The 26,314-nt window shown below is 48.6% G+C and carries 23 protein-coding genes, 1 tRNA gene and 1 pseudogene; 4 read left to right on the plus strand and 21 right to left on the minus strand.

What is annotated here, in order from left to right:
* Positions 1–9 precede the first annotated feature (9 nt).
* Genes recJ through KZ771_RS05825 form a run of 4 tightly spaced genes read right to left on the minus strand, consistent with a single transcriptional unit; the run spans position 10 to position 3,894 of the window.
* On the minus strand, positions 10–1,719 hold the full coding sequence (gene recJ, locus KZ771_RS05810; protein ID WP_290654642.1) for a single-stranded-DNA-specific exonuclease RecJ: 1,710 nt from the start codon (positions 1,717–1,719) through the stop codon (positions 10–12).
* 8 nt (positions 1,720–1,727) lie between these two features.
* Positions 1,728–2,432: a bifunctional protein-disulfide isomerase/oxidoreductase DsbC gene (gene dsbC, locus KZ771_RS05815; protein WP_290570375.1), complete on the minus strand. Its 705-nt coding sequence runs from the start codon at positions 2,430–2,432 to the stop codon at positions 1,728–1,730.
* 27 nt (positions 2,433–2,459) lie between these two features.
* Positions 2,460–3,362 (minus strand): site-specific tyrosine recombinase XerD, encoded by a 903-nt coding sequence (gene xerD, locus KZ771_RS05820; protein WP_133538170.1) that lies wholly within the window; start codon positions 3,360–3,362, stop codon positions 2,460–2,462.
* 43 nt (positions 3,363–3,405) lie between these two features.
* Complete coding sequence (locus KZ771_RS05825; protein WP_290570378.1) at positions 3,406–3,894, minus strand: VC2046/SO_2500 family protein; 489 nt, start codon at positions 3,892–3,894, stop codon at positions 3,406–3,408.
* 115 nt (positions 3,895–4,009) lie between these two features.
* On the opposite strand from KZ771_RS05825, the gene KZ771_RS05830 reads away from it, so the two are divergent.
* Positions 4,010–4,094 (plus strand) — tRNA-Tyr (locus KZ771_RS05830).
* Between the two features lie 14 nt (positions 4,095–4,108).
* On the opposite strand, the gene KZ771_RS05835 is transcribed toward KZ771_RS05830, so the two are convergent.
* Positions 4,109–5,098 (minus strand): NAD(P)H-quinone oxidoreductase, encoded by a 990-nt coding sequence (locus KZ771_RS05835; RefSeq protein WP_290654643.1) that lies wholly within the window; start codon positions 5,096–5,098, stop codon positions 4,109–4,111.
* A 111-nt stretch (positions 5,099–5,209) separates the two neighbouring features.
* On the opposite strand from KZ771_RS05835, the gene KZ771_RS05840 reads away from it, so the two are divergent.
* On the plus strand, positions 5,210–6,853 hold the full coding sequence (locus tag KZ771_RS05840) for a tetratricopeptide repeat-containing response regulator (protein ID WP_290654644.1): 1,644 nt from the start codon (positions 5,210–5,212) through the stop codon (positions 6,851–6,853).
* On the opposite strand, the gene KZ771_RS05845 is transcribed toward KZ771_RS05840, so the two are convergent.
* From KZ771_RS05845 to rpsB, 16 genes are all read right to left on the minus strand, one after another.
* Positions 6,845–7,699 carry a pirin family protein gene (locus tag KZ771_RS05845; RefSeq protein WP_290654645.1) on the minus strand — a complete coding sequence of 285 codons (855 nt, stop codon included), beginning with the start codon at positions 7,697–7,699 and terminating at the stop codon, positions 6,845–6,847. The two genes, KZ771_RS05840 and KZ771_RS05845, sit on opposite strands and share 9 nt — an antisense overlap.
* 11 nt (positions 7,700–7,710) lie before the next feature.
* Positions 7,711–8,643 (minus strand): glutathione S-transferase family protein, encoded by a 933-nt coding sequence (locus KZ771_RS05850; protein ID WP_290654646.1) that lies wholly within the window; start codon positions 8,641–8,643, stop codon positions 7,711–7,713.
* An 80-nt stretch (positions 8,644–8,723) separates the two neighbouring features.
* On the minus strand, positions 8,724–9,878 hold the full coding sequence (lpxB, locus tag KZ771_RS05855) for a lipid-A-disaccharide synthase (RefSeq protein WP_290654647.1): 1,155 nt from the start codon (positions 9,876–9,878) through the stop codon (positions 8,724–8,726).
* A gap of 18 nt (positions 9,879–9,896) precedes the next feature.
* On the minus strand, positions 9,897–10,664 hold the full coding sequence (gene lpxA / locus KZ771_RS05860) for an acyl-ACP--UDP-N-acetylglucosamine O-acyltransferase (protein ID WP_133538163.1): 768 nt from the start codon (positions 10,662–10,664) through the stop codon (positions 9,897–9,899).
* Positions 10,664–11,119 (minus strand): 3-hydroxyacyl-ACP dehydratase FabZ, encoded by a 456-nt coding sequence (gene fabZ, locus KZ771_RS05865; RefSeq protein WP_290654648.1) that lies wholly within the window; start codon positions 11,117–11,119, stop codon positions 10,664–10,666. Before fabZ ends, lpxA begins: the two co-directional genes overlap by 1 nt.
* Before the next feature lie 12 nt (positions 11,120–11,131).
* A complete protein-coding gene (lpxD, locus tag KZ771_RS05870) occupies positions 11,132–12,160 on the minus strand; it encodes a UDP-3-O-(3-hydroxymyristoyl)glucosamine N-acyltransferase (RefSeq protein WP_290569852.1) in 1,029 nt (342 codons plus the stop codon).
* 3 nt (positions 12,161–12,163) lie between these two features.
* A complete protein-coding gene (locus KZ771_RS05875; protein ID WP_290569851.1) occupies positions 12,164–12,679 on the minus strand; it encodes an OmpH family outer membrane protein in 516 nt (171 codons plus the stop codon).
* Between the two features lie 51 nt (positions 12,680–12,730).
* Positions 12,731–15,214: an outer membrane protein assembly factor BamA gene (bamA, locus tag KZ771_RS05880; RefSeq protein ID WP_290569850.1), complete on the minus strand. Its 2,484-nt coding sequence runs from the start codon at positions 15,212–15,214 to the stop codon at positions 12,731–12,733.
* A gap of 30 nt (positions 15,215–15,244) precedes the next feature.
* Positions 15,245–16,600, minus strand: a complete 1,356-nt coding sequence (rseP, locus tag KZ771_RS05885; RefSeq protein WP_290654649.1) for a sigma E protease regulator RseP — start codon at positions 16,598–16,600, stop codon at positions 15,245–15,247.
* On the minus strand, positions 16,593–17,786 hold the full coding sequence (gene ispC, locus KZ771_RS05890; RefSeq protein ID WP_290654650.1) for a 1-deoxy-D-xylulose-5-phosphate reductoisomerase: 1,194 nt from the start codon (positions 17,784–17,786) through the stop codon (positions 16,593–16,595). Before ispC ends, rseP begins: the two co-directional genes overlap by 8 nt.
* 3 nt (positions 17,787–17,789) lie before the next feature.
* Complete coding sequence (locus tag KZ771_RS05895) at positions 17,790–18,653, minus strand: phosphatidate cytidylyltransferase (RefSeq protein WP_133538156.1); 864 nt, start codon at positions 18,651–18,653, stop codon at positions 17,790–17,792.
* A 3-nt stretch (positions 18,654–18,656) separates the two neighbouring features.
* Positions 18,657–19,430: a polyprenyl diphosphate synthase gene (gene uppS, locus KZ771_RS05900; protein ID WP_290654651.1), complete on the minus strand. Its 774-nt coding sequence runs from the start codon at positions 19,428–19,430 to the stop codon at positions 18,657–18,659.
* A gap of 78 nt (positions 19,431–19,508) precedes the next feature.
* Entirely contained in the window at positions 19,509–20,066 is a 558-nt protein-coding gene (gene frr, locus KZ771_RS05905) for a ribosome recycling factor (RefSeq protein ID WP_133538154.1), read from the minus strand.
* A 33-nt stretch (positions 20,067–20,099) separates the two neighbouring features.
* Positions 20,100–20,840 (minus strand): UMP kinase, encoded by a 741-nt coding sequence (pyrH, locus tag KZ771_RS05910; RefSeq protein WP_133538551.1) that lies wholly within the window; start codon positions 20,838–20,840, stop codon positions 20,100–20,102.
* Positions 20,841–20,958: 118 nt separating this feature from the next.
* Positions 20,959–21,837, minus strand: a complete 879-nt coding sequence (gene tsf / locus KZ771_RS05915) for a translation elongation factor Ts (protein WP_133538153.1) — start codon at positions 21,835–21,837, stop codon at positions 20,959–20,961.
* A gap of 14 nt (positions 21,838–21,851) precedes the next feature.
* Positions 21,852–22,583: a 30S ribosomal protein S2 gene (rpsB, locus tag KZ771_RS05920; RefSeq protein ID WP_133538152.1), complete on the minus strand. Its 732-nt coding sequence runs from the start codon at positions 22,581–22,583 to the stop codon at positions 21,852–21,854.
* A gap of 265 nt (positions 22,584–22,848) precedes the next feature.
* Here rpsB and map point away from each other — a divergent pair.
* Together map and glnD are read left to right on the plus strand one after the other, a co-directional pair.
* Positions 22,849–23,649, plus strand: a pseudogene (gene map, locus KZ771_RS05925) (type I methionyl aminopeptidase); the annotation flags it as partial.
* A gap of 20 nt (positions 23,650–23,669) precedes the next feature.
* Entirely contained in the window at positions 23,670–26,312 is a 2,643-nt protein-coding gene (glnD, locus tag KZ771_RS05930; protein ID WP_290654652.1) for a [protein-PII] uridylyltransferase, read from the plus strand.
* Positions 26,313–26,314 lie beyond the last annotated feature (2 nt).

The raw sequence follows: 26,314 nt of genomic DNA on the forward strand, positions 1-26,314 counted from the left end.
GCGCACAGTTTATCGCACTTGGCGAATTTGCTCTACCAGCAACTGCACGTTTGTACGACCTCTAAAGTGATTTAATTGCGGCTTGTATAGAATTTCAACGTGGCTAATGCTCTCATTAGGCCACACTTGTGTATCAACGTTAAAAGCGATGGCATCAAGCACGCCCCCAGCAGGGCTACGCAACACTAATTTTAGATGTTGTGAGCCTACGATGCGTTGCGACACCACATAAAACTGACCGTCAAATAACGGCTCCGGGAACCCTTGCCCCCAGGGACCGGCTTGCTGCAATTGTAATACGCTATCTAAACTTAACTGGTCGTCGTTTAGCTCACCATCAGACCAATAGACCGCTTCTTTTTGCTCTTCGGTAAGCCAGTCACTGGCGATTGCCTGGGCGACACGGGTAAACTCACTTAATTTGTGCTTTGGTAAGGTTAAGCCAGCTGCCATTGCGTGGCCGCCAAAACGTGTAATTATACCAGGTTCTACTGTGTCTATGCGTTCCAGTAGATCGCGGATGTGCAAGCCTTTAACCGAACGCGCGGAGCCTTTTAACGTTTCTTCGTCTTCACTGGCAAATACGACCACCGGACGATTCACGTTATCCTTTAACCGGCCCGCTACGATACCGATAACACCAGCGTGCCAGTCAGGTTCGTATAAGGTAAGCAGATCCGGCACCTGGCCCTGATTATCAAACTGTAACTGACTGACAATTTGCTCGGCGTGCTCACGCATCCCTGCCTCGATAGACCGGCGTTCGCGGTTTAACTGGTCAAGTTGTTGCGCGAGCTCAGCAGCTCGCTCGCCGTCAGCCAGTAAACACTCGATGCCAAGGCTGATATCATCCAGTCGGCCCGCGGCATTAATTCGTGGGGCTAACGCAAAGCCCAAATCTGCCGCCTGTAGCTGCGCTCTATCGCGCCCGGCCACCTCTAACAACGCGGCAATACCGGGGCGACAAACCCCATGCCGAATTCTCGCTAACCCCTGCTGTACCATGATCCGGTTATTGTAATCCAGCGGTACCACGTCAGCCACCGTGCCCAAAGCAACTAAATCTAACCAGTTAGCCAAACTCGGTAATTGCTCTGTGCCCAGCTCCCGAAAGCGTGCGCGCAAAGCCAACATCAGATAAAAGGCAACGCCGACGCCGGCTAAATTTTTACTGGCAAAGTTACAGCCGGGCTGGTTAGGGTTAACGATGGCATCGGCTGGCGGCAAGGTTGCCGGCGCCAAATGGTGATCAGTAATAATTACCTGCAACCCTAGCTGCTGAGCTCGCTCGGCAGCCTCGTTGGCGGCAATACCATTATCGACCGTTATAATGATCTCAGTGCCGCGTGCTGCTAATTGTTCAACCATGGCAACCGACAAACCATAACCCTCGGTCATTCGGTTTGGTACACGGTAATTGACCCGGGTAAAGCCAAGCTCAGTTAGTGCGGTAACCAATAACGCCGTGCTGGTGGCGCCATCGGCATCAAAGTCACCACAGATAGTGATATGCCGATGCTGCGATTGCACCAGAATATCAATCGCCTTGTCGACACCTTGCAGGCTGTCAAAGTGCAACAAACCTTTAGCCGACAACTGCAACTGCTCAGCACTCTCGACTCCGCGCCGGGCATAGATTTGACGGATTAATGGCGGCAGAGTTTCAGGTAAATGACTTTCATCTACGCGCGCGTGCCGCCTAATTACAAAATCAGTCATCGCGCTGATTAATTCTGCATGGCTTCAAGCAATGCGTCGGCAGTACGCAGTCCCGGCAACATACGCCCGTCAGGCAGAACAATAGCGGGGGTACCGGTAACACCAAATGCCTGCCCCATACGATAGTGTTTTTCTACCGGGTTATCACAGCTCGGGCTGTTAACCGAGTCACCATTTTTAAAGGCCGTTAGTGCTTGCTTTGGTTTTTCTGCACACCACACCGCCTGCAACTGCTGCCCGCCTTTGCTATTTAAACCACCGCGGGGAAAAGCCAAATAACGAACCGTGATCCCCTTATCGAGGTATTGTCCTAAGTTTTCGTGCATACGTTGGCAATAACCGCAGGTCGTATCGGTAAACACAGTAATCGCATATTGCTCTTTAGATGACGGATAGACCACCATCTCGTCTTCAATTTTCTCGATTTCAGCCTTACGTAAGTTCGCCATGGCGGATTCGGTTAGGTTGTTCGGTGGCGTTTGTGTTACGTCAAAAAGATTACCAGCGATAAGCCGGGTACCATCTTCAGAAACATAAAAAATGCCTTGATTAGAGGTAATTTCATAGAGCCCATCAATGGAGGTTTCGGCAATACCGGCGACCTGAATACCGAGCGCTTCCAGGCGACTGGTATCTGGCTGCTGAGCAGACGCTGACAAACTTAAGCCTAATAAGCTGCTAATCCCCAGTGCTGCAAAAAAAATTCGTTTCATAGTGTCCTCGTAACTGCCTGCTCGTAATTAACCGCGCGGATGATGCTGTGAGTGCAGGCTCTGCAACCGCTCCCGCGCTACCTGAGTATAAATTTGTGTGGTGGATAAATCACTGTGCCCCAGCAGCATTTGTAACACGCGAAGATCAGCTCCGTGGTTCAGTAAATGCGTTGCAAAAGCATGGCGCAGCGTATGCGGCGACAGATGAGCCTGTATCCCCGCAAGCTGAGCATAATGTTTTATACGGTACCAGAACGCCTGGCGCGTCAGTAAGGTACCGCGTTGCGTAATAAAAATCCATGGGCTGGACTTACCTGAAAGCGCCGGACGCCCATGTTTTAAGTAGCGTTGCAACCAGTCCAGTGCTTCTTCACCTAGCGGCACCAGTCGCTCTTTATCACCTTTACCAATAATACGTACCAGGCCCTGCTGCAGTGATACCTGCTGCAACTGCAAACGAATCAACTCGGTCACACGCAGTCCGCTGGCATAAAGTACTTCTAACATGGTGCGGTCGCGTAAACCCAATTCGCTGTCGGTATCAGGCGCATTCAATAGCGATTCGACATCCTGCTCGCTTAATGAATGAGGAATTGACTGGGGAAGTTTCGGGCGTTTTAATTTTGCGCTTGGATCGTTACTGAGCCAGCTTTGCTTAACCGCAAACTGGCAGAACTTTTTTATTGCGCTTAAAAAACGTGAGGTACTCCGCGGCGACAGCCCCTGGCTCCGGCGCCATAGTAAATAATCCTGCAGCACCTCGGTTGTGGTGTCCAGCAACCGTAGTTTGCATTGCCCGAGATAATCGCAATAACGTCTTAAATCGCTGCGGTAGGATGCCTGAGTGTTCTGACTCACCCCTTGATGTAACCATAGGTGTTCCACAAACGCATCTATCTTATCGTCATCTTGCGGGTGAACCTGGCTCATGCCAATACAACAACTTATCGATAGTTAGTTAATATGACTAAGCTTACATCAGCTGTTGATTGGGTTCTATCCCCAGTTGCTGCAATACATCATAAAGCTGGGCCGGATCGCGGCGGCGCTTAGGCAACGCCTCGGGTTGCTGCTTGCGTTTGCGTCGTTGTAGCGTTTGCCAGTCGAGGTTTGCGATGAGTTCCAGTGGTAAGCGTTGCGGATCGCTATTGGCAATAAGCGGCTGCGGGTGTACAGCATCCTGTAATTTAAAATCACTCAGTTGGTTTGCCTGATTGTAAACCCCGGAGGCTACTACTATTGCTTGATCATAGCCTAATGGTCGAGCCCGGGCAGCACCGATTTCCCTGGTCCAGTTAATGGATTCGGGCGCGTCATCGTTTATCGGTTGCTCGCCCATAGCAGCTAACCACAATGCAAACTCGGCACCATGCCCCTCTGCCATAGCCGCACTGGCCCGGTGGTCAAAAAAGGCCTGTGCGCTGGATTCAACTGTGTGTGCTGCTGACGTGTTTACTGGCATAATTCCGCTAACCCAAGAACCTTAACCGGGTTATCGGCAACGACAGCAATTGTTTAAGTTTTTCTTTTTAGCCCTTTACACAACCAATCAGACTGCTATGATACGCGCCTCGTGTGGAGGGGTTCCCGAGTGGCCAAAGGGATCAGACTGTAAATCTGACGGCTCAGCCTTCGCAGGTTCGAATCCTGCCCCCTCCACCACGCTTTCTTTTAGGTCAGTTCTGGCTATCCTCCAATTCAGCTATTTTCACAACGACTTTGCCCTGACTGTTATTGCCTTTTAAATAGGCTAGCGCATCATTGATTTCGCGCGCATCAAACTGTTTATCAAGTATTGGCCTGACCCGGCCAGCACTGAATGCTTCTGCAAACTGCTGCCACATTGCAGTCAAGATTTCCCCTTTTCGAGCACTGGGCAAGGCCCTTAGCGTTGACCCCATTAGCTGCTGTCGCTTCATTAACATGCGACCAAAATCGACGGAGCCTTCGCGGCCGCCCATCAAGCCAATCAATATAATGCGGCCGTCCTGGTTAAGAATTTTTTGATCCCGTGCAATCGAATCACCTGCAACAGGGTTGAGAATAACATCGACCCCGCCATGTACTTTGAGGATCTCAACGTAATCCTGTTGCTGCCGATTTATCGCTTTGGTGGCGCCAAGTGTTTCGCAAAAAGCACACTTATCGTCACCACTCGCGGTAACATAAATAGGATTGCCTTGCTCTCGGCATAACTGTATCAGCGCACTACCAACACCGCTGGCACCCGCGTGCGCAAACACCACATCGGTCGTGCTTAGTTGAGCCAGCATAAAGACATTTAAATAAGCAGTAGCAAAGGTCTCCAGCCAGGCAGCACCTTGCGCCAGACTCCAGCTTAGCGGCAATGTTAATACCTGGTGCTGGCTAACAATTACCGACTCGGCATAGCCACCGGCGGCCAACAAAGCCGCGACCCGATCACCAATGTTTAACTTCGTTACATCGCTGCCTACTGCGGTCACAATTCCCGAACACTCTAATCCCGGCACCGATGATGCCCCGGCAGGCGGCGGATAGGCGCCGGCTACTTGCATAAGATCGGCACGATTAACGCCGGCAAACGCGATACGAATTTGCACCTCATCCGCAGCTAATTGTTGCGGTTGTACGTCGGCATCGGTCTGCCATTCAATCTGTCCATCTTTTATCTGGGCTGCTAACATAAAAAATCCCTCAGCTTTTTAAGCAAAAAGTCGATAAGTACCGTAGTAAAGCGACGCAATAGCGATTAACCTAACATGGTCAGTGAGTTAAAAGGATAACAATAAGACATCATGAGTGAGTCTGTCGAACTCGCCGATAAGCGCGTCTTGATTATAGAAGATCAGAAAGCTTTTCAGGTGATGTTAAAGGGATTACTACTGAACCTTGGCGCCAAGGAAGTTGAAGCTAAACGTACCGGCGAGGCGGGTATCGCTGCCTATGTGCGGCGGCCATTCGACGTTATGTTGGTGGACTACAACCTTGGCCGCGGTAAAAATGGCCGTCAGGTACTGGAAGAGCTTAAGCACCGCGGTGTTTTAAAAGAAGACACTATATTTTTTATTATCACCGGTGATAATACCCGCCCCATGGTGCTGAGTGCCCTCGAACACCAACCCGATGATTACCTGACAAAGCCATTCTCGCATCGCGTACTGCGCTCGCGCTTAGTGCGTGCCTACAAGCGCAGAATGTGGCTTAAAGATGTTTTCCGTTCACTGTATCAGCAGGACTACGATGCCTGTATTAATGCCTGTCAGCGCCATATTGATTCACAAAGCCGCTACTCGGGCTACTGTCAAAAGCTGCAAATTGAACTATTTAATAAAACCAGACGACTGGAGCAGGCCGAAGCCGCGATTAAACAGGTGATGGCAGAAGGCAAACAACCGTGGGTTCAGCTTAAGCTGGCGGAAGTCCGGCTGTCGCAAAAGCGTCCCGAAGATGCCCTGCAGATTGCCGAAGCTGTGTTAAAGAAATTGCCTAATGCAATCGAAGCTCAAGACATAAAAACACAATGCTATTTGTTATTAGAAGATAATGAAGAAGCGCTTAGCAGCGCGCGGCAATCGATTAATATGGCACCGTTCTCGATAAATCGCCAGACGCAGCTAGCTAACATTGCGCGTGATAACGGCGACTTTGAGATTGCCAAACAAGCAATGAATAACGTGTTACAGATAGCACGTACGTCGGTCTTCAGAAACGTTCAACACCTGTGTAATTATCTCCGTGCGATATTAGATGCGGCCGAGCATGCCGAAACACGACAAAAAGTCGCAAAATATCAAACCGAGGCAACCATGGAGCTGCAACGGTCACGATATGACGAGAATGTGGTGTATTCCGAGCTGTCGTTTGAAACACTCGAGTCAGTCCTGGTCTCACGAATCGATGCCTTTAATGGTCGTTTGCGTGAAGCACAGCAGTTGCTTAATAAGGCAGTCGGTGATGATTTATCTAACAACAACCCGGTGCCAACCGAGCTGTTAGCCGACGTAATTATTGTGTTGCTCGACCTCGGCGAATTTGAAAAAGCTAATGAATTAGCTGCCACCGCTGACGGCGACGACGTTATCGATTCCTACACCCGCAAACTGTTGTCAGAGCGGCGTGAGCTGGCAGCAAAAACCGAGGCCACCTTCAGAGATATTCACCAGCGCGGTATTCGTTTGTACGAACAACATAAATATAAAGAAGCATTGGCCACGTTTAAAGAGGCTCAACAGCTGGCTCCTTTAAATAGTGGTGCAGCGCTGAACTATATTCAAACCGCAGTAAGTTATTGTCAGAATACCGGCAAAGTCGAGCTGGAGGTGTTGAAGCGGGAATGTGCCAATTGTTTTAAAACGCTGCAGGGACTGCCGCTATCGGACAGTCACAAACAGCGTTATAACTATTTACAGGAACAAACCAGCAACCTCGGCCTACGCTAATTTCTGGTTGGCCGCCAGGGTTCCGCGTTGATAGTCGTTAATAGCCTGTTCAATTTCAGCCGACGAGTTCATTACAAACGGACCATACTGAGCAATTGGCTCGCCAATGGGTTTTGCTGCCAGCAACACTACCCCGGCTTCATCTTGCGCCGTCAACGTTAGTGCTGCCTCGGTATCAAGTTGTAATAACTCACCACGCTCAACGCGCTCGCCATTGAGGTCGATCGAGCCCTTGTAAACATAGGCCAGACGCTGTTGCTGGCCCTGTGATGGTAAGCTGACCTCCGCATCAGGTTTTAATATCACATCCAGCATTAAAAACTCCCGACCCGGCGCGTTAACCGGACCTGTTTTATCAGCATAATCGCCGGCAATTACCCGTATGCGGCTGTCGGGCGTGCTAATTTCAGGTATCGTCGCCGCAGGATAATCATGCCAGTCAGGGTCTGACAGCTTTTCCGCTGCCGGCAGGTTAACCCAAAGTTGAAAACCCCACATCAGGCCTTCTTGCTGTTTTGGCATTTCAGCATGAATAATGCCCCTTGCCGCTTTCATCCACTGCACTCCGCCCGCTTCCACGATACCGGTGTTGCCAACCGAATCTTTATGCTCCATCTGGCCGGCAAGCATATAGGTCAGTGTGCAAAAACCACGGTGCGGATGCGGCGGAAAACCAGCGATATAATCATCCGGGTTGTCTGAGCGAAACTCATCCAGCATCAAAAACGGGTCCTGATGCTTTAAACCCGGTTGATTGATCACCCGCGTTAGCTTAACACCGGCACCGTCTTGCGCCGGCATCCCCCGAAAACGACCTGTTATCGCTGACTTGTTTTTATCTGACATAACACACCTCATTAAACGGGCTGCATGAAATCAATATCCGGACCAACTGGTACGACTTGTGTTGGGTTGATAGTTTTGTGGCTACCATAATAGTGCCGTTTAATGTGGTCCATCACCACTGTCTCGGCAACTCCCGGATGCTGGTACAACTGTCGCACAAAGCGCCAGGTGCCGGGGTAATCGACAATCCGCCGGCGGTTGGTCTTAAAATGACCAAAGTAGACTGCATCAAAGCGTACTAACGTGGTAAACAGCCGCCAGTCTGCTTCGGTCAGCTGATCGCCGGTAAGAAACGTCTGCTTCGACAAAATGTCCTCAACCCGGTCAAGCGCGGTAAACAAGGCTTCATAAGCCTCTTCGTAAGCGTCTTGCTGAGTTGCAAAACCACACTTATAAACGCCGTTATTGATATCGTGATACACCCACTCGTTAAACGAATCAATCTGCTGCTGAAGTGACTCGGGATAGTAGTCGTCGTAATTTCCGGTCAAATCATTAAAGGCACTGTTAAAAATGCGAATAATCTCTGCCGACTCGTTATTAACAATGGTTTGCTCTTGTTTATCCCACAACACCGGAACGGTTACACGCCCCGAGTAATTCGGATCCGCCTTAAGGTAGAGCTGATACATGAAGTCGCTGTCGTAAAGTGCGTCGTGTAACGGTTTATCCGCAAATTCCCAGCCATTTTCTAACATTAGTGGGTGTACGACAGAAACATCGATGTGCTGTTGTAACCCTTTTAACTGACGAAAAATGAGCGCTCGGTGAGCCCAGGGACAAGCGTAAGAAACATATAAATGATAACGTCCGGACTCGGGCTTAAACCGGCCATCGGCAGTAATCTGATCACGAAACTGAGATTCGCTCCGCACGAAGCGTCCACCATGTTTTTCGGTGTCGTACCACTTATCGTGCCACTGACCATCGACTAATAATCCCATAACACCTCCTGCATTTTTGATAGCTACAGTTTAGCGTCTATTTTTTAGTATTATTAGCGGTAAATTTAGGCTTTTTGGTTCTAATTTTTCGAATTAATTAACGATAGGATAGCGTCTGCAGCAATGTCGCTGGCATTTACTTTTAACTGCCGATGTAAATCAGTAAACGTACTAATCAACGACTCATTACTGGATTGCATCAATGCCTGCAATTGCTCGGTTAAGACCTCTTCTGTAGCCTCGTCCTGTGCCAACTCCGGCACTAACTTTTTGCCAGCCAATAAATTAGGTAACGAGAAAAACGGCGCGTGAAAAAGTCGCTTTATTAACCAGTACGTGACCGCGCTAAAACGGTAGGCCACTACCATCGGCCGCTTAATTAGCATTGCTTCCAGAGCAACGGTGCCCGAAGTCAGCAACAAATAATCAGCCGCAGCCATGGTATCGCGACTGTTGCCCACCGTTATCGTCAACGGCAGATCGGCGGCAAGCTGTTGATGCATTTCCCCCAACTGCTCAGCACGGGCGTCGCTGATCATCGGCGCAATAAATTGCAGGTTCGCATGTTGTTGATGCAAGCGCGCCGCAACAGCCAGAAATAAAGGCCCCATGCGCTCGATCTCGCCCTTACGGCTACCGGGAAGTAGCGCTAACATCGGCGACTCAAATTGAATATTTAGTTCGTCCCTTGCCGATTTACGCGACCATTGCATCGGGATCTGATCGGCTAATGGGTGGCCAACAAAGGTAGCCGGCAATTGATGCTGGTCATAAAACTGCTTTTCGAAAGGCAACAAGCACAACATGTGGTCGACTGATTTCTTAATGCCTTTAATGCGTCCTTTGCGCCATGCCCAAACCGATGGACTGACGTAATGGACGGTCGCAATGCCCTTTTGTTTTAGGCGTCGTTCAACCGTTAAGTTAAAGTCAGGCGCATCTATACCAATCATAACGTCCGGTTTTTGCTCTACCAGATAGTTGACAAGATTTTTACGGTGGCGCAATAGCTTGGGTAAATGAGCAAGTACCTCGGCAATGCCCATTACTGCCAGGTCATCCATTGGAAAGAAGCTGGCTAAGCCCTGCTCTGCCATAAGCGGCCCGCCGACACCGACAAAACGAACAGGCACACTTGATTGAGATTTAATAGCGCGCATTAAACCGGCGCCGAGCAAATCGCCGGAATGTTCTCCGGCGACAATAGCTATCGTGAGCGACTTGTTTGACGTCATAATGGGATGTGAGGCGAGTTACGGCCGAATAATGCCGCGTTGGCTATGCTGAACAAACTGACAAAACTCATCTAACGATGGCTCATTTAATTCAGCGATCCGCGCAAGTGCTTCGTCGACCGTCAAGTTATTACGGTACAACAATTTATAAGCGCGGCGAATATTCTGGATCTGCTCGGGCGAAAACCCACGTCGCTTTAACCCTTCACTGTTAATCGTGCGCGGCCGGGCGTTATGCCCCTGCGCCATAACAAACGGCGGAATGTCCTGCACAACTATCGAGTTTACCGCACAAAAGCTATGCGAGCCGATGTGACAAAATTGATGAACACCGGTCATACCACCAAGTATAACCTGATCGCCAACATGGACATGCCCTGCCAGCGTCACCTGATTTGCCAAAATATTGTGATCACCGATAATGCAGTCATGAGCAACGTGCACATACGCCATCAATAAGTTATCTGAACCAATCTTGGTCAGGCTTTGATCTTGTACGGTACCCCGATGGATAGTGCAGGATTCACGGATTACGTTACGATCGCCAATTTCAAGTCGAGTCGGCTCGCCAGCATATTTTTTGTCCTGGCAATCTTCTCCAACCGACGCAAACTGGTAAATGGTATTGTCCTGACCAATAGTCGTCGGCCCTTTAATAACAACGTGCGAGCGGATATCACAATTATCGCCGATGGTGACATCGGGTCCAATGATTGAATAGGGACCTACACGGACATTTTTGCCAAGCGATGCACCGCTATCAATGATTGCCGTTTCGTGGATCACTAGACTTCCCTTCTCGCACAAATGATATCAGCGCATGCAGCCAGCTCGCCGTCGACTTCAGCGCGCCCGGAAAACTTCCAGATACCACGGCGCTCTTTTTCGAACGTCACATGAAAATGCAACGTATCGCCGGGAACTACCTGGCGCTTAAAACGCGCATTATCGATGCCCGCAAACAAGTACAAGTCATTAGCGTCAGATTTCTGCTGAGTAATTTTAAAGCCCAGTAACCCTGCCGCCTGAGCTAAACCTTCTAACAGCAATACGCCCGGAAAAATGGGTTTACCGGGAAAATGCCCATTAAACATGGGTTCATTAAAGCTAACATTCTTTATCGCATGAATGGCATGCTCACAATCACATTCGATAACGCGATCGATCAATAAAAAAGGATAACGGTGTGGCAATAAGTCCAACACACCTTGTATATCGAATCCAGACTCCGTGGCTTTCACATCATCTCCTGGTTATTCGTTGTCATTTTGTTGCTGTTCCAGCGTTTTGACGCGTTTAAACAGATCATCTAACTGACGGAAACGCGCACCGTTGCGGCGCCATTCACGATGGCCGGCTGCAGGGATACCTGAGGCGTAAACACCGGGTTCCGTAATGGCTTTTATCACCATTGCAAAGCCCATGATCTGCACGTCGTCACAAACACTAATATGGCCGTTAATCGCCGAAGCTCCACCGATCATACAGCGCTTACCAATCCGGCAACTACCGGCTAACACGGTGCATCCGGCTATGGCAGTGTCTTCATCGATAAACACGTTATGTGCAATTTGGCACTGATTATCGATAATACAACCGTTGCTGATAATGGTGTCGTCCAACGCACCTCGATCAACCGTCGTTGATGCGCCAATTTCGACCCGATCGCCGATAATAACCCGGCCAATCTGCGGAATCTTAAGCCACTTACCGTTTTCTGGTGCCCAACCAAACCCATCAGCGCCGATGATGGCACCTGAGTGAATATTACAATCGGCACCAATTTGGCACTGATGATAAATGTGTACACCCGACCAGACTTTGGTATTGTCGCCAATAACGACATCGGCACCAATGTGAGTATGCGCGCCGATACTGACGTTAGCGCCAATAGTTGCGCCCGCCTCAATCACTACATACTCGCCTAATGAGACGTTGTCACCAATTATTGCACGCTCGCTAACCTTCGCAGAAGCGGCAATACCCTCGGCCGGGGCCGGGGTTGTATCTAGTAGTTGTGCCACTTTGGCAAACGCCGCGTATGGATTATCGACCACGATTGCATGGCTGATACCACTCCCTTCATCGTCTTTAGGAGACAACAAAATAGCGCCCGCTTCAGACTCTGCGAGTTGGTTTTTATAACGACTGTTTGCCAAAAAGGCCACTTGATGAGCGTGTGCTGACTGCAACGTACCCACCCCGGTAATAGTAAGGTTCGCGTCGCCGCGAACCTTACCACCAACATGATCTGCTAACTGCTGCAGGGTATACTCAGCCATCCATTAATTACCTGATGACATCTGTGTAACTACCTCGTCAGACAGATCGTTATCTGCTTTCATGAAGGCAACTGCGTTGCTTTCCAGTACTAAGTCATAACCTTCGTCCTGAGCAACAGCATTAATCGCTTGCTGTACCTGACCCAACAACTCATTGCGTTCTTCCTGCTGGCGGCGACGAGTGTCTTCCTGCAGTGCTTTTTGCTTAAGTTGTGCTTCTGAGATCAACTGCTCTAACTCACGGTTTAGTTGAGTTTTCTCTTGGTTAGACATAATCGCTGCATCACGCTCTTGCTTCTGGCGAAGCTCCTGAACTTTCTGTTCCAGCTGACGCATTTCTTCAAAACGATCTTCAAACTCGGCCTGCAGATCTTGTGAGATTTGCTCACGCTGAGGCAGTTGTTGGAAAATTGACATCATATCGACTACGCCAATTTTCTGTTGCGCTTCTGCAGCACCAGCAAATAATGCGGTTGATAGAGCAACGGCCACAGCGGTTGTTTTGATTAATGTTTTCAAAGTTAACTCCTCAAATAATGTTGTTCGCTGTTCACGATTAATTATAGTTTATCAGAATGTAGTACCAATATTGAACGAGAATACCTGTGTTTCATCGCCTTCAACTTCTTTCAATGCGCGACCCAACGAGAAGGTCAATGGTCCCATCGGCGAGATCCACTGCACTGACACACCAGCCGAAACACGGAAGTCACCCGGATCGCTGTAGTCTGATAGCTCTTGGCTGTTACCAATTAACTCCAGATCTTTATATTGGTCATAATCAAATTCAGTATCCCACACTGTTCCCACATCAACAAATACGCTGGTGCGAACGCTGTTTCGCATCCCCTCGTCGATAAATGGTGTTGGTACAATTAACTCGATACCACCCACGACCTTAGCATTGCCACCCACGGCGTAACGGCTAACCTGCACGCTTTCGGCACCAACACCTTCAGGGTAGCCCCCTGGCAATCCGGTCCAGTCCGGCGGTCCCGATACCTGGTCAGCGAAACTATAAATAGCTCTAGGACCAACGGTGTTAGGTTCAAAACCACGTAAATCGCCCTGTCCGCCGACACGGAAAGATTCCCAGAACGGTAACAGGAACTCATTACCGACGTCGTCTTCGCCATAACCATTACCATAAGCGATATTAAAACGTGTAAGCAGTGACCACTGCTGGTCATCAGATAATGGCAGATAATATTTAAAGTCGTAATTAGCTTTAAAGTACTGAATATCACTGAAAGGCGCCGACACTTCAACTGAAGCACGCTGCGATGAACCCGATGTCGGGAACGTACCGCGGTTAAGCGTTATACGCTGCCAGCCGGCATTAAATTCATAGATATCGAAAGCTACACCTTCGTCAGGGTTCTCGCGATCAAGAAATGCCGAGTAAAACTTACGGATCTGCTCATAGCCATCAACATTACTTACTTCCTGCTGCTTGTAGCCAACACCGAAGTTAAAGCTGTTGATTTCGTCAACCGGGAAGCCGATATTGGATGAAACACCATAGGTTTTCTGGTTATAACGAATCAAGTTTTCCGCCTGACCCGCATCAAACTCACTCATATAAAGCTGGCCGGAGAGGCTAACGCCATTGATGGTAAAGTACGGGTCGGCATAAGAAACACTAAAGTTCTTATTAAAACGGCTAGTCGAGACGTTAATTCCGGCACGGTTACCCGTCCCTAAAAAGTTATTTTGCTGAATACCGGCATTAAGTTGTAAGCCAGAGTAGTCACCATAGCCAATACCAGCATTAAAAGAGCCCGATGGTTGCTCTTTAACTTTATAAGTAATGTCGACCTGATCGTCGCGGCCGTCTACTTTTTGTGTAGAGCTGTCGACGGTCTCAAAAAAGCCCAGTCGCTCCAGGCGGATTTTGCCCTGTTCAACCTTGTCATCAGATAGCCATGCGCCTTCGAGCTGACGCATCTCGCGGCGTAAAACACGATCCTGGGTCAGGCTGTTACCTTCAAAATTTATACGGCGAACATAAACGCGGTTACCCGGTTCTATCGAGAAGGTTAACTTAACAGTCTTATCGGCATCGTTACGCTCAGGTATCGCACGTACCTCCGGGTACGCATAACCAAAGCGGCCATAAAAACGCGAGATCATATCCTCGATATAGGTAACCTGAGCGGCATTATACAGCGTGCCTTCCTCGATGGTGGCAATGCGTTCAACCAGTTCGTCATGGCCTTTTAGATCACCCATCACGTCGGTACCGCTAACACGGTATTTTTCGCCTTCATCGACGTTCATGGTAATGTAAATGCCTTCCCGGTCGGGAGTCATCGAGACCTGCACTGACTGCACGCTAAACTGCAAGTAACCGCGGTCACGATAAAATGACTCAAGTGTCTCCAGGTCGCCACTAAGCTGTTCTTTCTGATAGCGCTTCTCGCCAATAACGTTCCACCAGGGCAGATCGTCCTTTAATTCAAAGGCATCGAGTAGCATCTCGTCGGGAAACGCGTTATTACCGACAATATTGATTTGCGCAATCTCAGCCGCATCGCCTTCATCGAAGTTCATCAACAGTTCGACCCGGTTACGAGGCAGCTCGACCACTTCTATAGTGACCTGAGCGTTGTATTTGCCGACGCTATGGAAGAAGTCTTCCAGGCCCTTTTCGATGCCTGAGATGGTAGTACGATCAAGCGGCTCGCCGACAACAATGTTGTTGTCTTGCAAACTTTGTTCAAGCTGCTCGTCTTTAATGTCTTTGTTGCCGTCAAAAGTTATCTCAGCAATGGTCGGGCGTTCGCTGACCTGAAATACTAAGGTATTACCGTCGCGTTTAACTTCGATGTAATCAAAGTGGGTAGATGAGTACAGTGATTTGATGGCACTGCGGATCTGCATCTCGCTGACATCATCACCAACACGCACTGGAATGTAAGTCAACGCAGCACCAAGCGCTACCCGTTGTAACCCTTTGACTTCTATATCTTCAACGACAAATTCTTCTTGTGCATGCACCGGCGATACCGCCGCTGCTACTAAGGCACTCACTAACAGCTTTTTAAACGTCATTATAAATAGCTACTTATTGTTGATTCTAAATCAGAACGCGTATCGAACGATATCATTGCTTATCGCCAGCACCATTAAGGCAAAAACAAGTGCGGCGCCAATCCGATAGCAAATATCCTGCACTTTTTCCGAAATGGGCTTTCCTCGTGCCCATTCGACCACAAAAAAGGCCAAATGACCGCCGTCTAAAACCGGCAGGGGCAACAAGTTGATGATACCTAAATTAACACTTAAGAGCGCCAGGAAGCTAAGAAAATAGACAAAGCCATTACCGGCACTCACGCCAGCTCCTTCCGCGATACTTAGCGGTCCTGCTAAGTTTTTAACCGATACATCGCCGGTTAATAATTTTCCTATCATCTGGACGCTAACAACCATCAGACTCCAGGTCTGTTCAGCGCCTTTTATTAAGCCGCCGACAATACCATATTGATGATTAAATACATAATCCTCAGGCAATGGCTCTGTCGTCGGCACGATGCCAAGGTAACCTATGACATCGGAACCCTGTTCACGTTCCCCGACCGTCACAGAAATTTGTTGTTCTTCGCTATTGCGCAGTATCAGTAAGTTCAATACCTTTCCGGGCGATGAGGCGATAATATCCGTTAATTGCTGCCAACTATCAATGGCTATGCCGTCGGCGCGGATGATGGTATCGCCTGCCTGCAAGCCAGCTTCAGCAGCAGGTGATTGCTCCATCACTTGTGCCAACTCGGTATAAACAGCCGGTTGATAAACAGAAATGCCTAAACTGCCAAAGGTCGAATCTTGTTCCGGATCAAATTGCCAATCTGCGATATCAAGTGTCTTCAAGCGTTGCTGGCCATCCGCTGTGCTGACCACCAGATCGACACGTTCATTACCAATTGCCGACATTAAGCCTAACTGAACCTGTTGCCAGTCATAAGCCTCGACGTTGCCCACCCGCACGATTTCCTGACCGCGCTGTAAGTTAGCCTGCTCAGCAATGGAACCGGCGGCGACATCGCCAATAACGGGTTTTACCGTCGGCACACCAATACCAAACATTAGCCACAGTACCGCTACTGCCAAAATAAAATTGGCAATGGGACCGGCAGCAACAATCGCAAAACGCTTATAAACTGACTGCGCGTTAAACGACACTGCCCTGTCTTCCGGCTTTACCTCGTCGACCCGCTCATCCAGCATGCGCACATAACCACCAAGCGGGATGATGCCAACTTGATATAGTGTTCCGTCTTTTGCCGTACGCGACCAAATAGCACGACCAAAGCCCACTGAATAGGTTAATACTTTTACACCGCAACGGCGGGCAACCCAAAAGTGCCCAAACTCATGAAAGGCAACCAAAATGCCAAGGGTTACGGCAAAAGCAGCGGCATACCAAATAAAATCAAGCATGGCTCACCTGCTTAACACGTTGATTGGTAAGTTCTCGCGCCAGTGTGTCTAAATCCATTAATGCCTCGATACTGTCGCAAACAGCAAGCGTTTGGTGTTGTAATGTCCAATCGCAAGTTTCTGCAATCTGAGTAAAACCAATATGACCGTTTAAAAAAGCATCCACTGCCACTTCGTTAGCGGCATTAAGTACCGTGGTGGCACTTTGCCCTTGCCAGCAACAGTCTATCGCTAATTGCAGGCAAGGATAGCGTTCGCTATCAGGCTGCTTAAAGGTCAGCGCGCCCAGTTCGGCAAAGTTAAGACCTTTAACGCCACTTTTAATGCGATCAGGAAAGCCGAGCGTATGCGCGATGGGCGTTCTCATATCCGGCTCACCTAACTGCGCGATGACCGAACCGTCTACGTACTGCACCATCGAGTGAATAACACTCTGCGGATGAATGACTATTTGCAACTGTTCTTTAGTGCAATTAAACAACCAGCGGGCTTCGATGTATTCCAGACCTTTATTCAGCATAGTTGCCGAATCGACCGAAATTTTTCGTCCCATTGACCAGTTAGGGTGATTACAGGCGGCTTCCGGTGACTGCGCAGCCAGCTCTGCCAAAGGAGTGTCCCGAAACGGTCCGCCGGAACCCGTAAGCAAAATATGATCAATGCCGGCAGCACCCAAATCCATTTTCCCTACTTGCTGTTGCTGTGGCTCAGGTAAGCACTGGAATATTGCATTATGCTCGCTGTCGACGGGTAAAATCGTTGCCCCGCTGCGGGCTGCATGCTGAATAAAAAGTTCGCCACTGACAACCAACGCTTCCTTGTTCGCCAGCAACACGGTTTTACCACTGTCGATGGCCGCTAACGTTGGCTTTAATCCCGCGGCGCCCACGATTGCTGCCATCACGATATCAACCGATGCGGCCGAGCTAACCTCTGCCAACTGTTCAGAGCCAACTAGCACCTCGGTGCCTGATCCTGCCAACAACTGACTTAATGCTTTTGCATGCTCAGCATTACCGATTACCGCATACTGCGGCTTAAACTCGTGACACAACTGCGCCAGTTGTTGATATTGGTTCATCGCCGTTAACGCGAACACAGAGAATGACTCACGATGACGGCGAATCACGTCCAGCGTATTTTGACCTATCGAGCCCGTGGCCCCTAAAACCGTTATACTGCGCATGGGTTAATGCAGAAACTCCAGATAAGCAAGCGTAAATATAGGTACTGCAGCTGTAAGACTATCTATGCGATCTAAAATTCCGCCGTGGCCGGGCAAAATCGAACCACTATCCTTAACCCCTGCCGCACGCTTAAACATACTTTCGTTTAAATCACCAAATACAGAAGCAACAACAGTAAATAATCCGGTTAGGTAATATCCGGTAAACTGATCAGCTGGTATTTTGGTCCAGTGCGAAACTACCATCATCACCACAAAGGCCAAACTGATTCCACCGCACAAGCCTTCCATGGTTTTACCCGGACTCACTGCCGGCATCATTTTATTGCGACCATAGCGCACCCCCGCAAAGTATGCGCCAACATCTGCAGCCCAAACCAATAACAGGATAAATAGCACCACCCAACCGCCAAAATACGGCTGCACGTCAATATTGATTGATCTGACAGTGACCAGAGCGGCCCAGGTAGGAACAAAAATGAGCAATCCAAATAGCCCGACTATAGAACGAGTTCGCGACCATAATCGCCGGCTGGAAGGATAATTCACGATAAGGGCTAAAGCACAAACCCACCAGATACCGCCTACCAAAATAGTGTAATAAATGAGGGGGTCAAGACTGCCATCGGTCCATAAATGTTGGTAGGGAACTAACAAGCTCAGGCCACCAATAATGACCCCTACAGCTACGGTGTAAGCAATGCGGCCGGACTTTTTGGTAACGCCCATCAACGGTGACCATTCCCAGGCGCCCAGCATAATGACCGCCTGAATAAATAGTGAAAAGCCCCAAAGTGGCAATAGAAAAACCGCATATAATGCGACAGGTATTAACAGCAATGCTGTGAGTATTCGTTGTTTTAACAAAAATTATTCCTCTACCCGGGTTTCCAGGGTTTGCATGACACTGTCAAGCTGTTCACTTGTTAAACCAAAGCGCCGCTCGCGTTTCGCAAACTCGGCAATAGCCTGCGAAAAAGTCTGATCATCAAAATCTGGCCACAATACAGGCGTAAAATACAACTCGGCATATGCCGCCTGCCACAAAATAAAATTACTAATGCGGCACTCGCCCCCTGTCCGAATCAACAAATCTGGTGACGGTTGCTCTGCTAATTGTAACTGTTGAGCAAATAGTTCAGTCGATATATCACTGCTGCGTAACTGTTTGTCTTCAACTTTCTGCGCCAGCGCTTTAGCTGCATTGGCAATATCCCATTGACCGCCGTAATTAGCTGCAATATTTAATGTCAGTGCGGTATTCGCTGCAGTTTTTTCTTCCGCCGTCCTTATTTGTCGTTGCAACCGTTCAGAGAACCGTGTTGTGTCGCCAATAATTGTCAGCTTTATATTGTTTTCGTGCAGCTTTTTAACTTCGCGTTTAAGCACTGTCATAAACAAGTCCATCAACACCGACACTTCTTTTTCCGGCCGCTGCCAATTCTCGCTACTAAACGCAAATAGCGTCAATGACTGAATACCATTGCGGCGAGCAAACGCCACAGCGCGCCGCACGGCTTCAGCACCGGCTTTGTGGCCAAACGTACGTAATTTTCCACGCTGTTTCGCCCACCGGCCATTACCGTCCATGATAATTGCTACGTGCTTTGGTACTAATTGCTGTAGCGATGGGAGTGTTGTCATGCTTCTGCCATAAATAATAAAAACGCCGCGCGAGAATATCTTACACGGCGTTTAACACCAAATGAATACGCTTATTCCCTACACTTCCATGAGGTCTTGTTCTTTTGCCTTAAGCGCTTCGTCGATCTGCTTAACATATTTGTCAGTGATCTTTTGGATTTGTTCCTCAGCAGCGCGTTCTTCGTCTTCGGTTATTTCTTTTTCTTTTAATAACTCTTTAACGTCGCTGTTGGCATCGCGGCGAATATTACGCACGGCAACACGGCCCTGCTCGGCTTCGTTACGCACAATTTTTACTAAGTCGCGACGGCGTTCTTCAGTTAACGGAGGCAGAGGAATACGAATAACTGTGCCTGCAGATGCCGGGTTCAAACCCAGATCTGAAGTCATAATCGCCTTTTCTACCGCTTGTGTAGATGACTTATCAAATACCGTCAGTGCCAGTGTGCGAGAATCTTCTGTAGTGATATTGGCCAGCTGCTTAAGCGGCGTATCAACCCCATAATAATTCACCATGACACTATCAAGAATGCTGGGATGGGCTCGCCCTGTGCGTACTTTTGACATTTGTCCGCGCAGCGAATCAACGCTTTTTTGCATGCGCTCTTCAGCGTCTTTAATAATTTCATTTATCACGTTGCTATCCTTTCTTTAATTCTGTTACGAATTTTAATCGTTACCCGCGTCTTTACTGATCAGTGTACCTTCTTCTTCACCAAGAATCACTGACCGTAGTGCACCGGGTTTATTCATGTTAAACACGCGAATCGGTAAACCATGGTCACGTGCTAACGTAAATGCCGCTAAATCCATCACTTTGAGCTGTTGTTGCAGGACGTCATCATAGTTGATGTGGCTATAGAGTTTTGCATCCGGATTATTAACCGGATCAGCCGAATATACTCCATCAACCTTGGTGCCTTTTAACACCACTTCCGCTTCGATCTCGATACCGCGTAAGCAGGCCGCTGAATCTGTGGTAAAGAACGGATTACCGGTACCAGCAGAAAAAATAACCACACGTCCTGACTTTAATAAACTAATGGCTTCTGCCCAGTTATAACTATCACAAACACCCGTCAATTCGATGGCCGACATCAAGCGTGCATTCACAAAAGCTCGATGCAGTGCGTCACGCATCGCCAGCCCGTTCATTACCGTAGCCAGCATACCCATGTGGTCACCAACAACGCGGTTCATACCTGCCTTTGCCAGTCCCTCACCACGGAATAAATTACCGCCACCAATGACTAAGCCAACCTGAACACCAAGTTCAACGAGTTCTTTTATCTCTTGTGCCATACGATCCAGCACTTTGGCATCAATACCAAACGGCTCATCGCCCATTAGCGCTTCGCCACTGAGTTTTAACAAAATACGTCGATAACTGGGTTTCGGGTGGGTGCTCATCATCGCCTCGCTATAGCTGTTTGTTAATGGTTTCACATTTACTTAAAAAAAACCGCGTCCTGAACCATCAAGACGCGGTTTTGTTCATCACTTAGGGTTGCGACCCAGCCACAAAGAATTAACCTTTGCTCGCTGCCGCCACTTGAGCTTGAACTTCAGAAGCAAAATCTTCTTCTTTACGCTCAATACCTTCACCCACTTCGAAGCGCACAAATGTAACTACGTCTGCGCCTTCTTTCTTCAACAATTCACCAACGGTCATTGAAGGATCTTTAACGAACGGCTGACCAGTCAGGCTGATTTCGCCAGTAAACTTACGCATACGGCCTTCAACCATTTTCTCAGCAATCTCTTTTGGCTTACCGCTTTGCATAGCGATATCAACCTGGATTGCGCGTTCTTTCTCAACCACTTCAGCGTTAACATCTTCAGGCTTAACGAATTGCGGGCTGCTTGCTGCTACGTGCATGCAGATATCGCGAGCCAGATCTTCGCTACCACCGGTCAATGCAACTGCAACACCGATGCGAGCACCGTGAGTATAAGTTGCTACCAAGTCGCCATCTTCAAGTGTTGTTACACGACGTACTGCCATGTTCTCACCGATTTTAGCAACTAAGTCTTCACGAGTTTTTTCAACGGTTTGGCCACCGATGTCAGTTTCACGAAGTTTTTCAACGTCGTTTTCTTTGCTCGCAAATGCCGCGTTGATGACTTTGTCACCAAAAGCTAAGAAGCTGTCGTCACGTGCAACGAAGTCAGTTTCGCAGTTAAGCTCAACCAACGTTGCCTGGTTACCTTCAGATTTTACTAAGATAACGCCTTCAGCTGCGGTACGGCCCGCTTTTTTAGCTGCTTTCGCCTGACCGCTTTTACGCATCAGTTCAATCGCCGCTTCCATATCACCGTCGACTTCCTGCAATGCTTTTTTGCAGTCCATCATGCCAGCGCCAGTGCGCTCGCGCAGTTCTTTTACCAGAGCTGCAGTAATTGCCATGGTTTTATCCTCGATTATTCTTCAGTTGCTTCAACAAATTCGTCAGCGTCTTTAACGTCACCTTGCGCAGAACCCGCTTCTTTTACAGCAGAAGCAGCAGCGTTCAAGTATAACTGTACCGCACGAATTGCGTCGTCGTTACCTGGAATGATGTAGTCGATATTGTCTGGATCAGAGTTGGTATCAACAACAGAAACGACTGGGATACCCAGGTTGTTCGCTTCTTTAACCGCAATGTGCTCGTGATCAGCGTCGATAACGAACAATACGTCAGGCAAACCGCCCATGTTTTTGATACCGCCAAGGCTCTTCTCTAACTTTTCCATTTCGCGGGTGTTAACCAGCGCTTCTTTCTTGGTCAGCTTTTCGAAGGTACCGTCCTGGCTCATCGTTTCAAGGTCTTTCAGGCGCTTGATTGATTGACGAACTGTTTTCCAGTTGGTCAACATACCGCCTAACCAGCGATGGTTTACAAAGTACTGGTTACAAGCAAGAGCCGCTTCTTTAACTGGCTCAGCTGCGGCACGCTTAGTACCAACAAACAGGATTTTACCTTTGTTAGAAGCAACGTGCTGTAAGTAGCTCAACGCATCGTTGAACATAGGCACAGTTTTTTCTAAGTTGATGATATGAATCTTGTTGCGAGCGCCAAAAATGAACGGCTTCATTTTTGGGTTCCAGAAACGGGTTTGGTGACCGAAGTGGACACCTGCTTTAAGCATGTCACGCATTGACACGTTTGCCATAATCTTTTCCTTTTGTAGGGGTTAAGCCTCCATATACCCCATAACACGACCCTGAAACCTGTTGGCTTGCAGAGCACCCCGTATTACGTGCCGGTATATGTGTGGTTTAAGTTAATTAATAAATGTCTTTTGACAGCCTTCAAAAAAGGCGCGCAATTTATACCATAAGCAGCGTACGAACACAACATAAACAGGATAGCGAAAATACCGCGCGGCTGGTAAACTATGGCTTTATTATAACGACTGCAATTTCGATAAAGAGAGAGCCGTACGAATGGATATATCGATTAAAACCCCTGAAGAAATTGAGAAGATGCGTGCCGCCGGGCGTTTAGCTGCCAGCGTGTTAGAGATGATTGGCGACTATGTTAAACCGGGCGTTACCACAGAAGAGTTGGATGATATTTGCCACAAATACATCACCGACCACGGCGCCTACCCTGCTCCGCTCAATTATCACGGCTTTCCTAAGTCCATTTGTACATCGGTAAACCATTGTGTTTGTCACGGCATTCCGGGGCCAAAAAAGTTGAAAGATGGCGATATCATGAATATCGACGTAACGGTCAAGCTCGACGGCTACCATGGCGATACCTCTAAGATGTTTGTGGTGGGCAAACCGTCAATTTTAGCCGAACGCTTAAATCGCGTTACCCAGGAGTCACTTTATAAAGCCATTAAAATGGTCAAACCCGGCATTCGCTTGGGTGATTTTGCCGAAGTTATCCAGCAGCACGCCGAAAGCCACGGCTATTCAATCGTACGAGAATATTGTGGCCATGGTATTGGCGCAGTCTTTCACGAAGACCCGCAAATAGTACATTACGGTAAAGCAGGTACCGGCGAAGAACTCAAAGCAGGCATGTGTTTTACCATCGAACCTATGGTTAATGCCGGTAAGCGCCATACCAAGCTAATGAAGGACGGCTGGACTGTACTAACTAAAGACCGCAGTCTGAGTGCCCAATGGGAGCATACCCTATTGGTGACAGACGATGGTGTCGAAGTATTAACGCTGCGTGCCGAAGAAGAACAGGAATTACCGCGTGTTATTAGTCACGGCTAAAACAGCATAAAGGATAACTCATGATACAACCGGTTGCTTCAGAACAACTCGCTCAGGAAGACTTTTACAGTCAGTGGCCGGCAGTGGCTGAGGCACCGGACCGGGATACTTACCAACAACTATTAGAGCGTTACCGGCAATGGGCCGAGCAACAGTTTATTACCGCCGACATCGATGAGTTAGTACATCACCGCTCGACTTTTTTTGATCAGTTATTGCAACGTTTATGGCAGCAGTTTGAACTGAATAAAGAAACCGTCGCGCTAATCGCGGTAGGCGGGTACGGCCGACAAACGTTGCACCCCGGTTCCGATATTGATTTATTGATTCTGGATGACACGCAGTCGGCTACAGCCGCAGGTAAACTGACCGAGTTTCTGACGTTTTTGTGGGATCTGCATTTGGATATCGGCCACGCGGTGCGCAGCGTCAATGACTGCTTTGCGCAAGCAGCCAATGACATCACCATTGCCACCAACCTCATAGAAGCCCGTTATTTGTGTGGTGACGAGTCTATTTACCAACGCTTTCAGCAACAGTTGGTCAGTGACTTTCCCTGGTCCAGTCGTGACTTTTATCAGGCAAAACTGGCTGAGCAAGAACAGCGACATCAGCAGTATCACGGCACCTCTTATAATCTTGAGCCCAATATAAAATCCAGCCCCGGTGGCCTGCGTGACATTCAAACGATCGGCTGGATTGCCAAACGTCACTTTCAAACCCACTCCGACGAGAGTCTGGTTGAGTATGGGTATATGACAGCCGACGAGTTTGTTGAGTTACGGGACTGCATGAATTGGCTGTGGCGTATTCGTTTTGCACTGCACCTGGAGGTAGGCAAGCGCGAAGATCGGCTGCTATTTGATTTTCAACCGGGCGTCGCCGTGCGTCTGGGTTATGGCACCGAAGGCAAGCAGTCGGTTGAGCTGATGATGAAGGACTATTTTAAAGTGGTTCTGCGGGTCAGTGAACTTAACCAAATGCTGTTACAGTTTTTTCAGCAAGCGATTCTGGGCGCGCAGGACTTGCTGGATTCGTCCGACCTTGATGACGACTTTGCCATTACCGGACAGCTGCTGACCGCGCGCCATGACGATGTATTTAATGATAACAAAAACCTGATCAAAGCCTTTTTACTGATCGCTCAGCACCCTTACATCAAGGGTATTCAATCGCACACCATTCGACTGCTTCGTAATGCACGTGCCAATTTAACCGAGCCGTTAAGTTACGATGCCGAATGTCGGCAGCTATTTTGCCGTTTGATAGAACATCCCCAGGGCTGCGGCCGCGCATTTTCGCTGATGCATCATCATAGTGTTATGGCGAGCTATTTACCCCAATGGCAGCAAATTGTCGGACAAATGCAGTTTGATTTGTTTCATGCCTACACAGTGGATGAACACACCTATAGATTGGTGCGCAACTTATACCGCTTTAGCGATCCCGACTTTGCCGGTAAATTCCCGTTGTGCGAATCGTTAGTGGCAGCTATGGAGCGCCGCTATTGCCTCTACTTAGCCGGCGTTTTTCATGATATTGCCAAGGGGCGCGGTGGTGACCATTCCGAATTAGGTGCAATGGATGCGCGCAACTTTTGCCATCAGCACGGTTACAGCGATGACGACGCAGAGCTGGTTGCCTGGCTAGTCGAGCAGCATTTAACCATGTCGGTTACAGCGCAAAAACGAGATATCCATGATCCTGAGGTAGTACAGGAGTTTGCCAACAAGGTACAAACTAAAGAGCGGTTGGACTTTTTGTATTGTTTGACGGTTGCAGATATTCGGGCCACCAATCAGTCGTTATGGAATAACTGGAAAGCGACCTTGCTGGAAGAGCTTTACAATGCCACCCACTACCTGCTGTCTCAAAATAGCAGTACACCGACACTGGATGTGCGTAAAAAGATCCAGCAGAATAAGGCTAACGCCATGGCGCTGCTGCTCAGTGCCGGTTTTGACGAAAAATCGATTAATGCGCTGTGGGGGCGCTTTACCGCTGATTACTTTTTTCGCCATACCCCTGAACAAATCAGCTGGCATTCACAGCATATTTTAAGCCTTGCACCGGAGCAGTTGCCGTTAATTCTTATCGGCGATGAAAACAATTACGGAACCACCGAGTTGTTTATATACCATCAAGAGCAACAAAATTTATTTGCCTCGGTCGCCGGCGTGCTGGATGCGCAGCAACTCAGTATTCTTGATGCGCAAATTCTGGCAACCCGCGATGGCTTTGTTATGGATACTTTTGTGCTGTTGCAGCGCGACGGCAAGCCGCTGACCAGTGCAGCGCGCATCGAGGAGGTAAAACAACACCTGCTGGACGTGTTGCATCATCGCTTAGCGATACCAAAAACACACCGCCCGTTGTCTCGGCGAATGAAAAACTTTGAAGTAAAAACACGGGTTAAGTTTTTATCCAGCAAACATCAACGCCGCACGACTTTTGAGTTGACCACGCTTGACCGACCCGGGTTAGTCGCTAAACTGGCGGCCATCTTACAGCGCCTAGATGTCAGTGTACTGGCGGCAAAAATAACCACCATCGGTGAACAGGCTGAAGATTTATTTATTGTGTCTTCAAGTGATAACGAAGCCTTATCAGAGATACAAAAAGAAGCACTTAAACAACAGATTATCGAAGAATTAGACTATTAGGA

This window comes from Idiomarina sp., from assembly GCF_019431395.1.
Taxonomy (GTDB): Bacteria; Pseudomonadota; Gammaproteobacteria; order Enterobacterales; family Alteromonadaceae; genus Idiomarina.

Excerpts from the sequence above, each read along its gene's own strand:
- KZ771_RS05840 (WP_290654644.1), top strand. The coding sequence starts at position 5,210 with ATGAGTGAGTCTGTCGAACTCGCCGATAAGCGCGTCTTGATTATAGAA.
- glnD (WP_290654652.1), top strand. The coding sequence starts at position 23,670 with ATGATACAACCGGTTGCTTCAGAACAACTCGCTCAGGAAGACTTTTAC.
- KZ771_RS05850 (WP_290654646.1), bottom strand. The coding sequence starts at position 8,643 with ATGGGATTATTAGTCGATGGTCAGTGGCACGATAAGTGGTACGACACC.
- xerD (WP_133538170.1), bottom strand. The coding sequence starts at position 3,362 with ATGAGCCAGGTTCACCCGCAAGATGACGATAAGATAGATGCGTTTGTG.
- recJ (WP_290654642.1), bottom strand. The coding sequence starts at position 1,719 with ATGACTGATTTTGTAATTAGGCGGCACGCGCGCGTAGATGAAAGTCAT.
- bamA (WP_290569850.1), bottom strand. The coding sequence starts at position 15,214 with ATGACGTTTAAAAAGCTGTTAGTGAGTGCCTTAGTAGCAGCGGCGGTA.
- ispC (WP_290654650.1), bottom strand. The coding sequence starts at position 17,786 with ATGCGCAGTATAACGGTTTTAGGGGCCACGGGCTCGATAGGTCAAAAT.
- dsbC (WP_290570375.1), bottom strand. The coding sequence starts at position 2,432 with ATGAAACGAATTTTTTTTGCAGCACTGGGGATTAGCAGCTTATTAGGC.
- lpxB (WP_290654647.1), bottom strand. The coding sequence starts at position 9,878 with ATGACGTCAAACAAGTCGCTCACGATAGCTATTGTCGCCGGAGAACAT.
- KZ771_RS05845 (WP_290654645.1), bottom strand. The coding sequence starts at position 7,699 with ATGTCAGATAAAAACAAGTCAGCGATAACAGGTCGTTTTCGGGGGATG.
- KZ771_RS05835 (WP_290654643.1), bottom strand. The coding sequence starts at position 5,098 with ATGTTAGCAGCCCAGATAAAAGATGGACAGATTGAATGGCAGACCGAT.
- uppS (WP_290654651.1), bottom strand. The coding sequence starts at position 19,430 with ATGACAACACTCCCATCGCTACAGCAATTAGTACCAAAGCACGTAGCA.
- KZ771_RS05825 (WP_290570378.1), bottom strand. The coding sequence starts at position 3,894 with ATGCCAGTAAACACGTCAGCAGCACACACAGTTGAATCCAGCGCACAG.
- lpxD (WP_290569852.1), bottom strand. The coding sequence starts at position 12,160 with ATGGCTGAGTATACCCTGCAGCAGTTAGCAGATCATGTTGGTGGTAAG.
- tsf (WP_133538153.1), bottom strand. The coding sequence starts at position 21,837 with ATGGCAATTACTGCAGCTCTGGTAAAAGAACTGCGCGAGCGCACTGGC.
- pyrH (WP_133538551.1), bottom strand. The coding sequence starts at position 20,840 with ATGAGCACCCACCCGAAACCCAGTTATCGACGTATTTTGTTAAAACTC.
- rseP (WP_290654649.1), bottom strand. The coding sequence starts at position 16,600 with ATGCTTGATTTTATTTGGTATGCCGCTGCTTTTGCCGTAACCCTTGGC.
- rpsB (WP_133538152.1), bottom strand. The coding sequence starts at position 22,583 with ATGGCAAACGTGTCAATGCGTGACATGCTTAAAGCAGGTGTCCACTTC.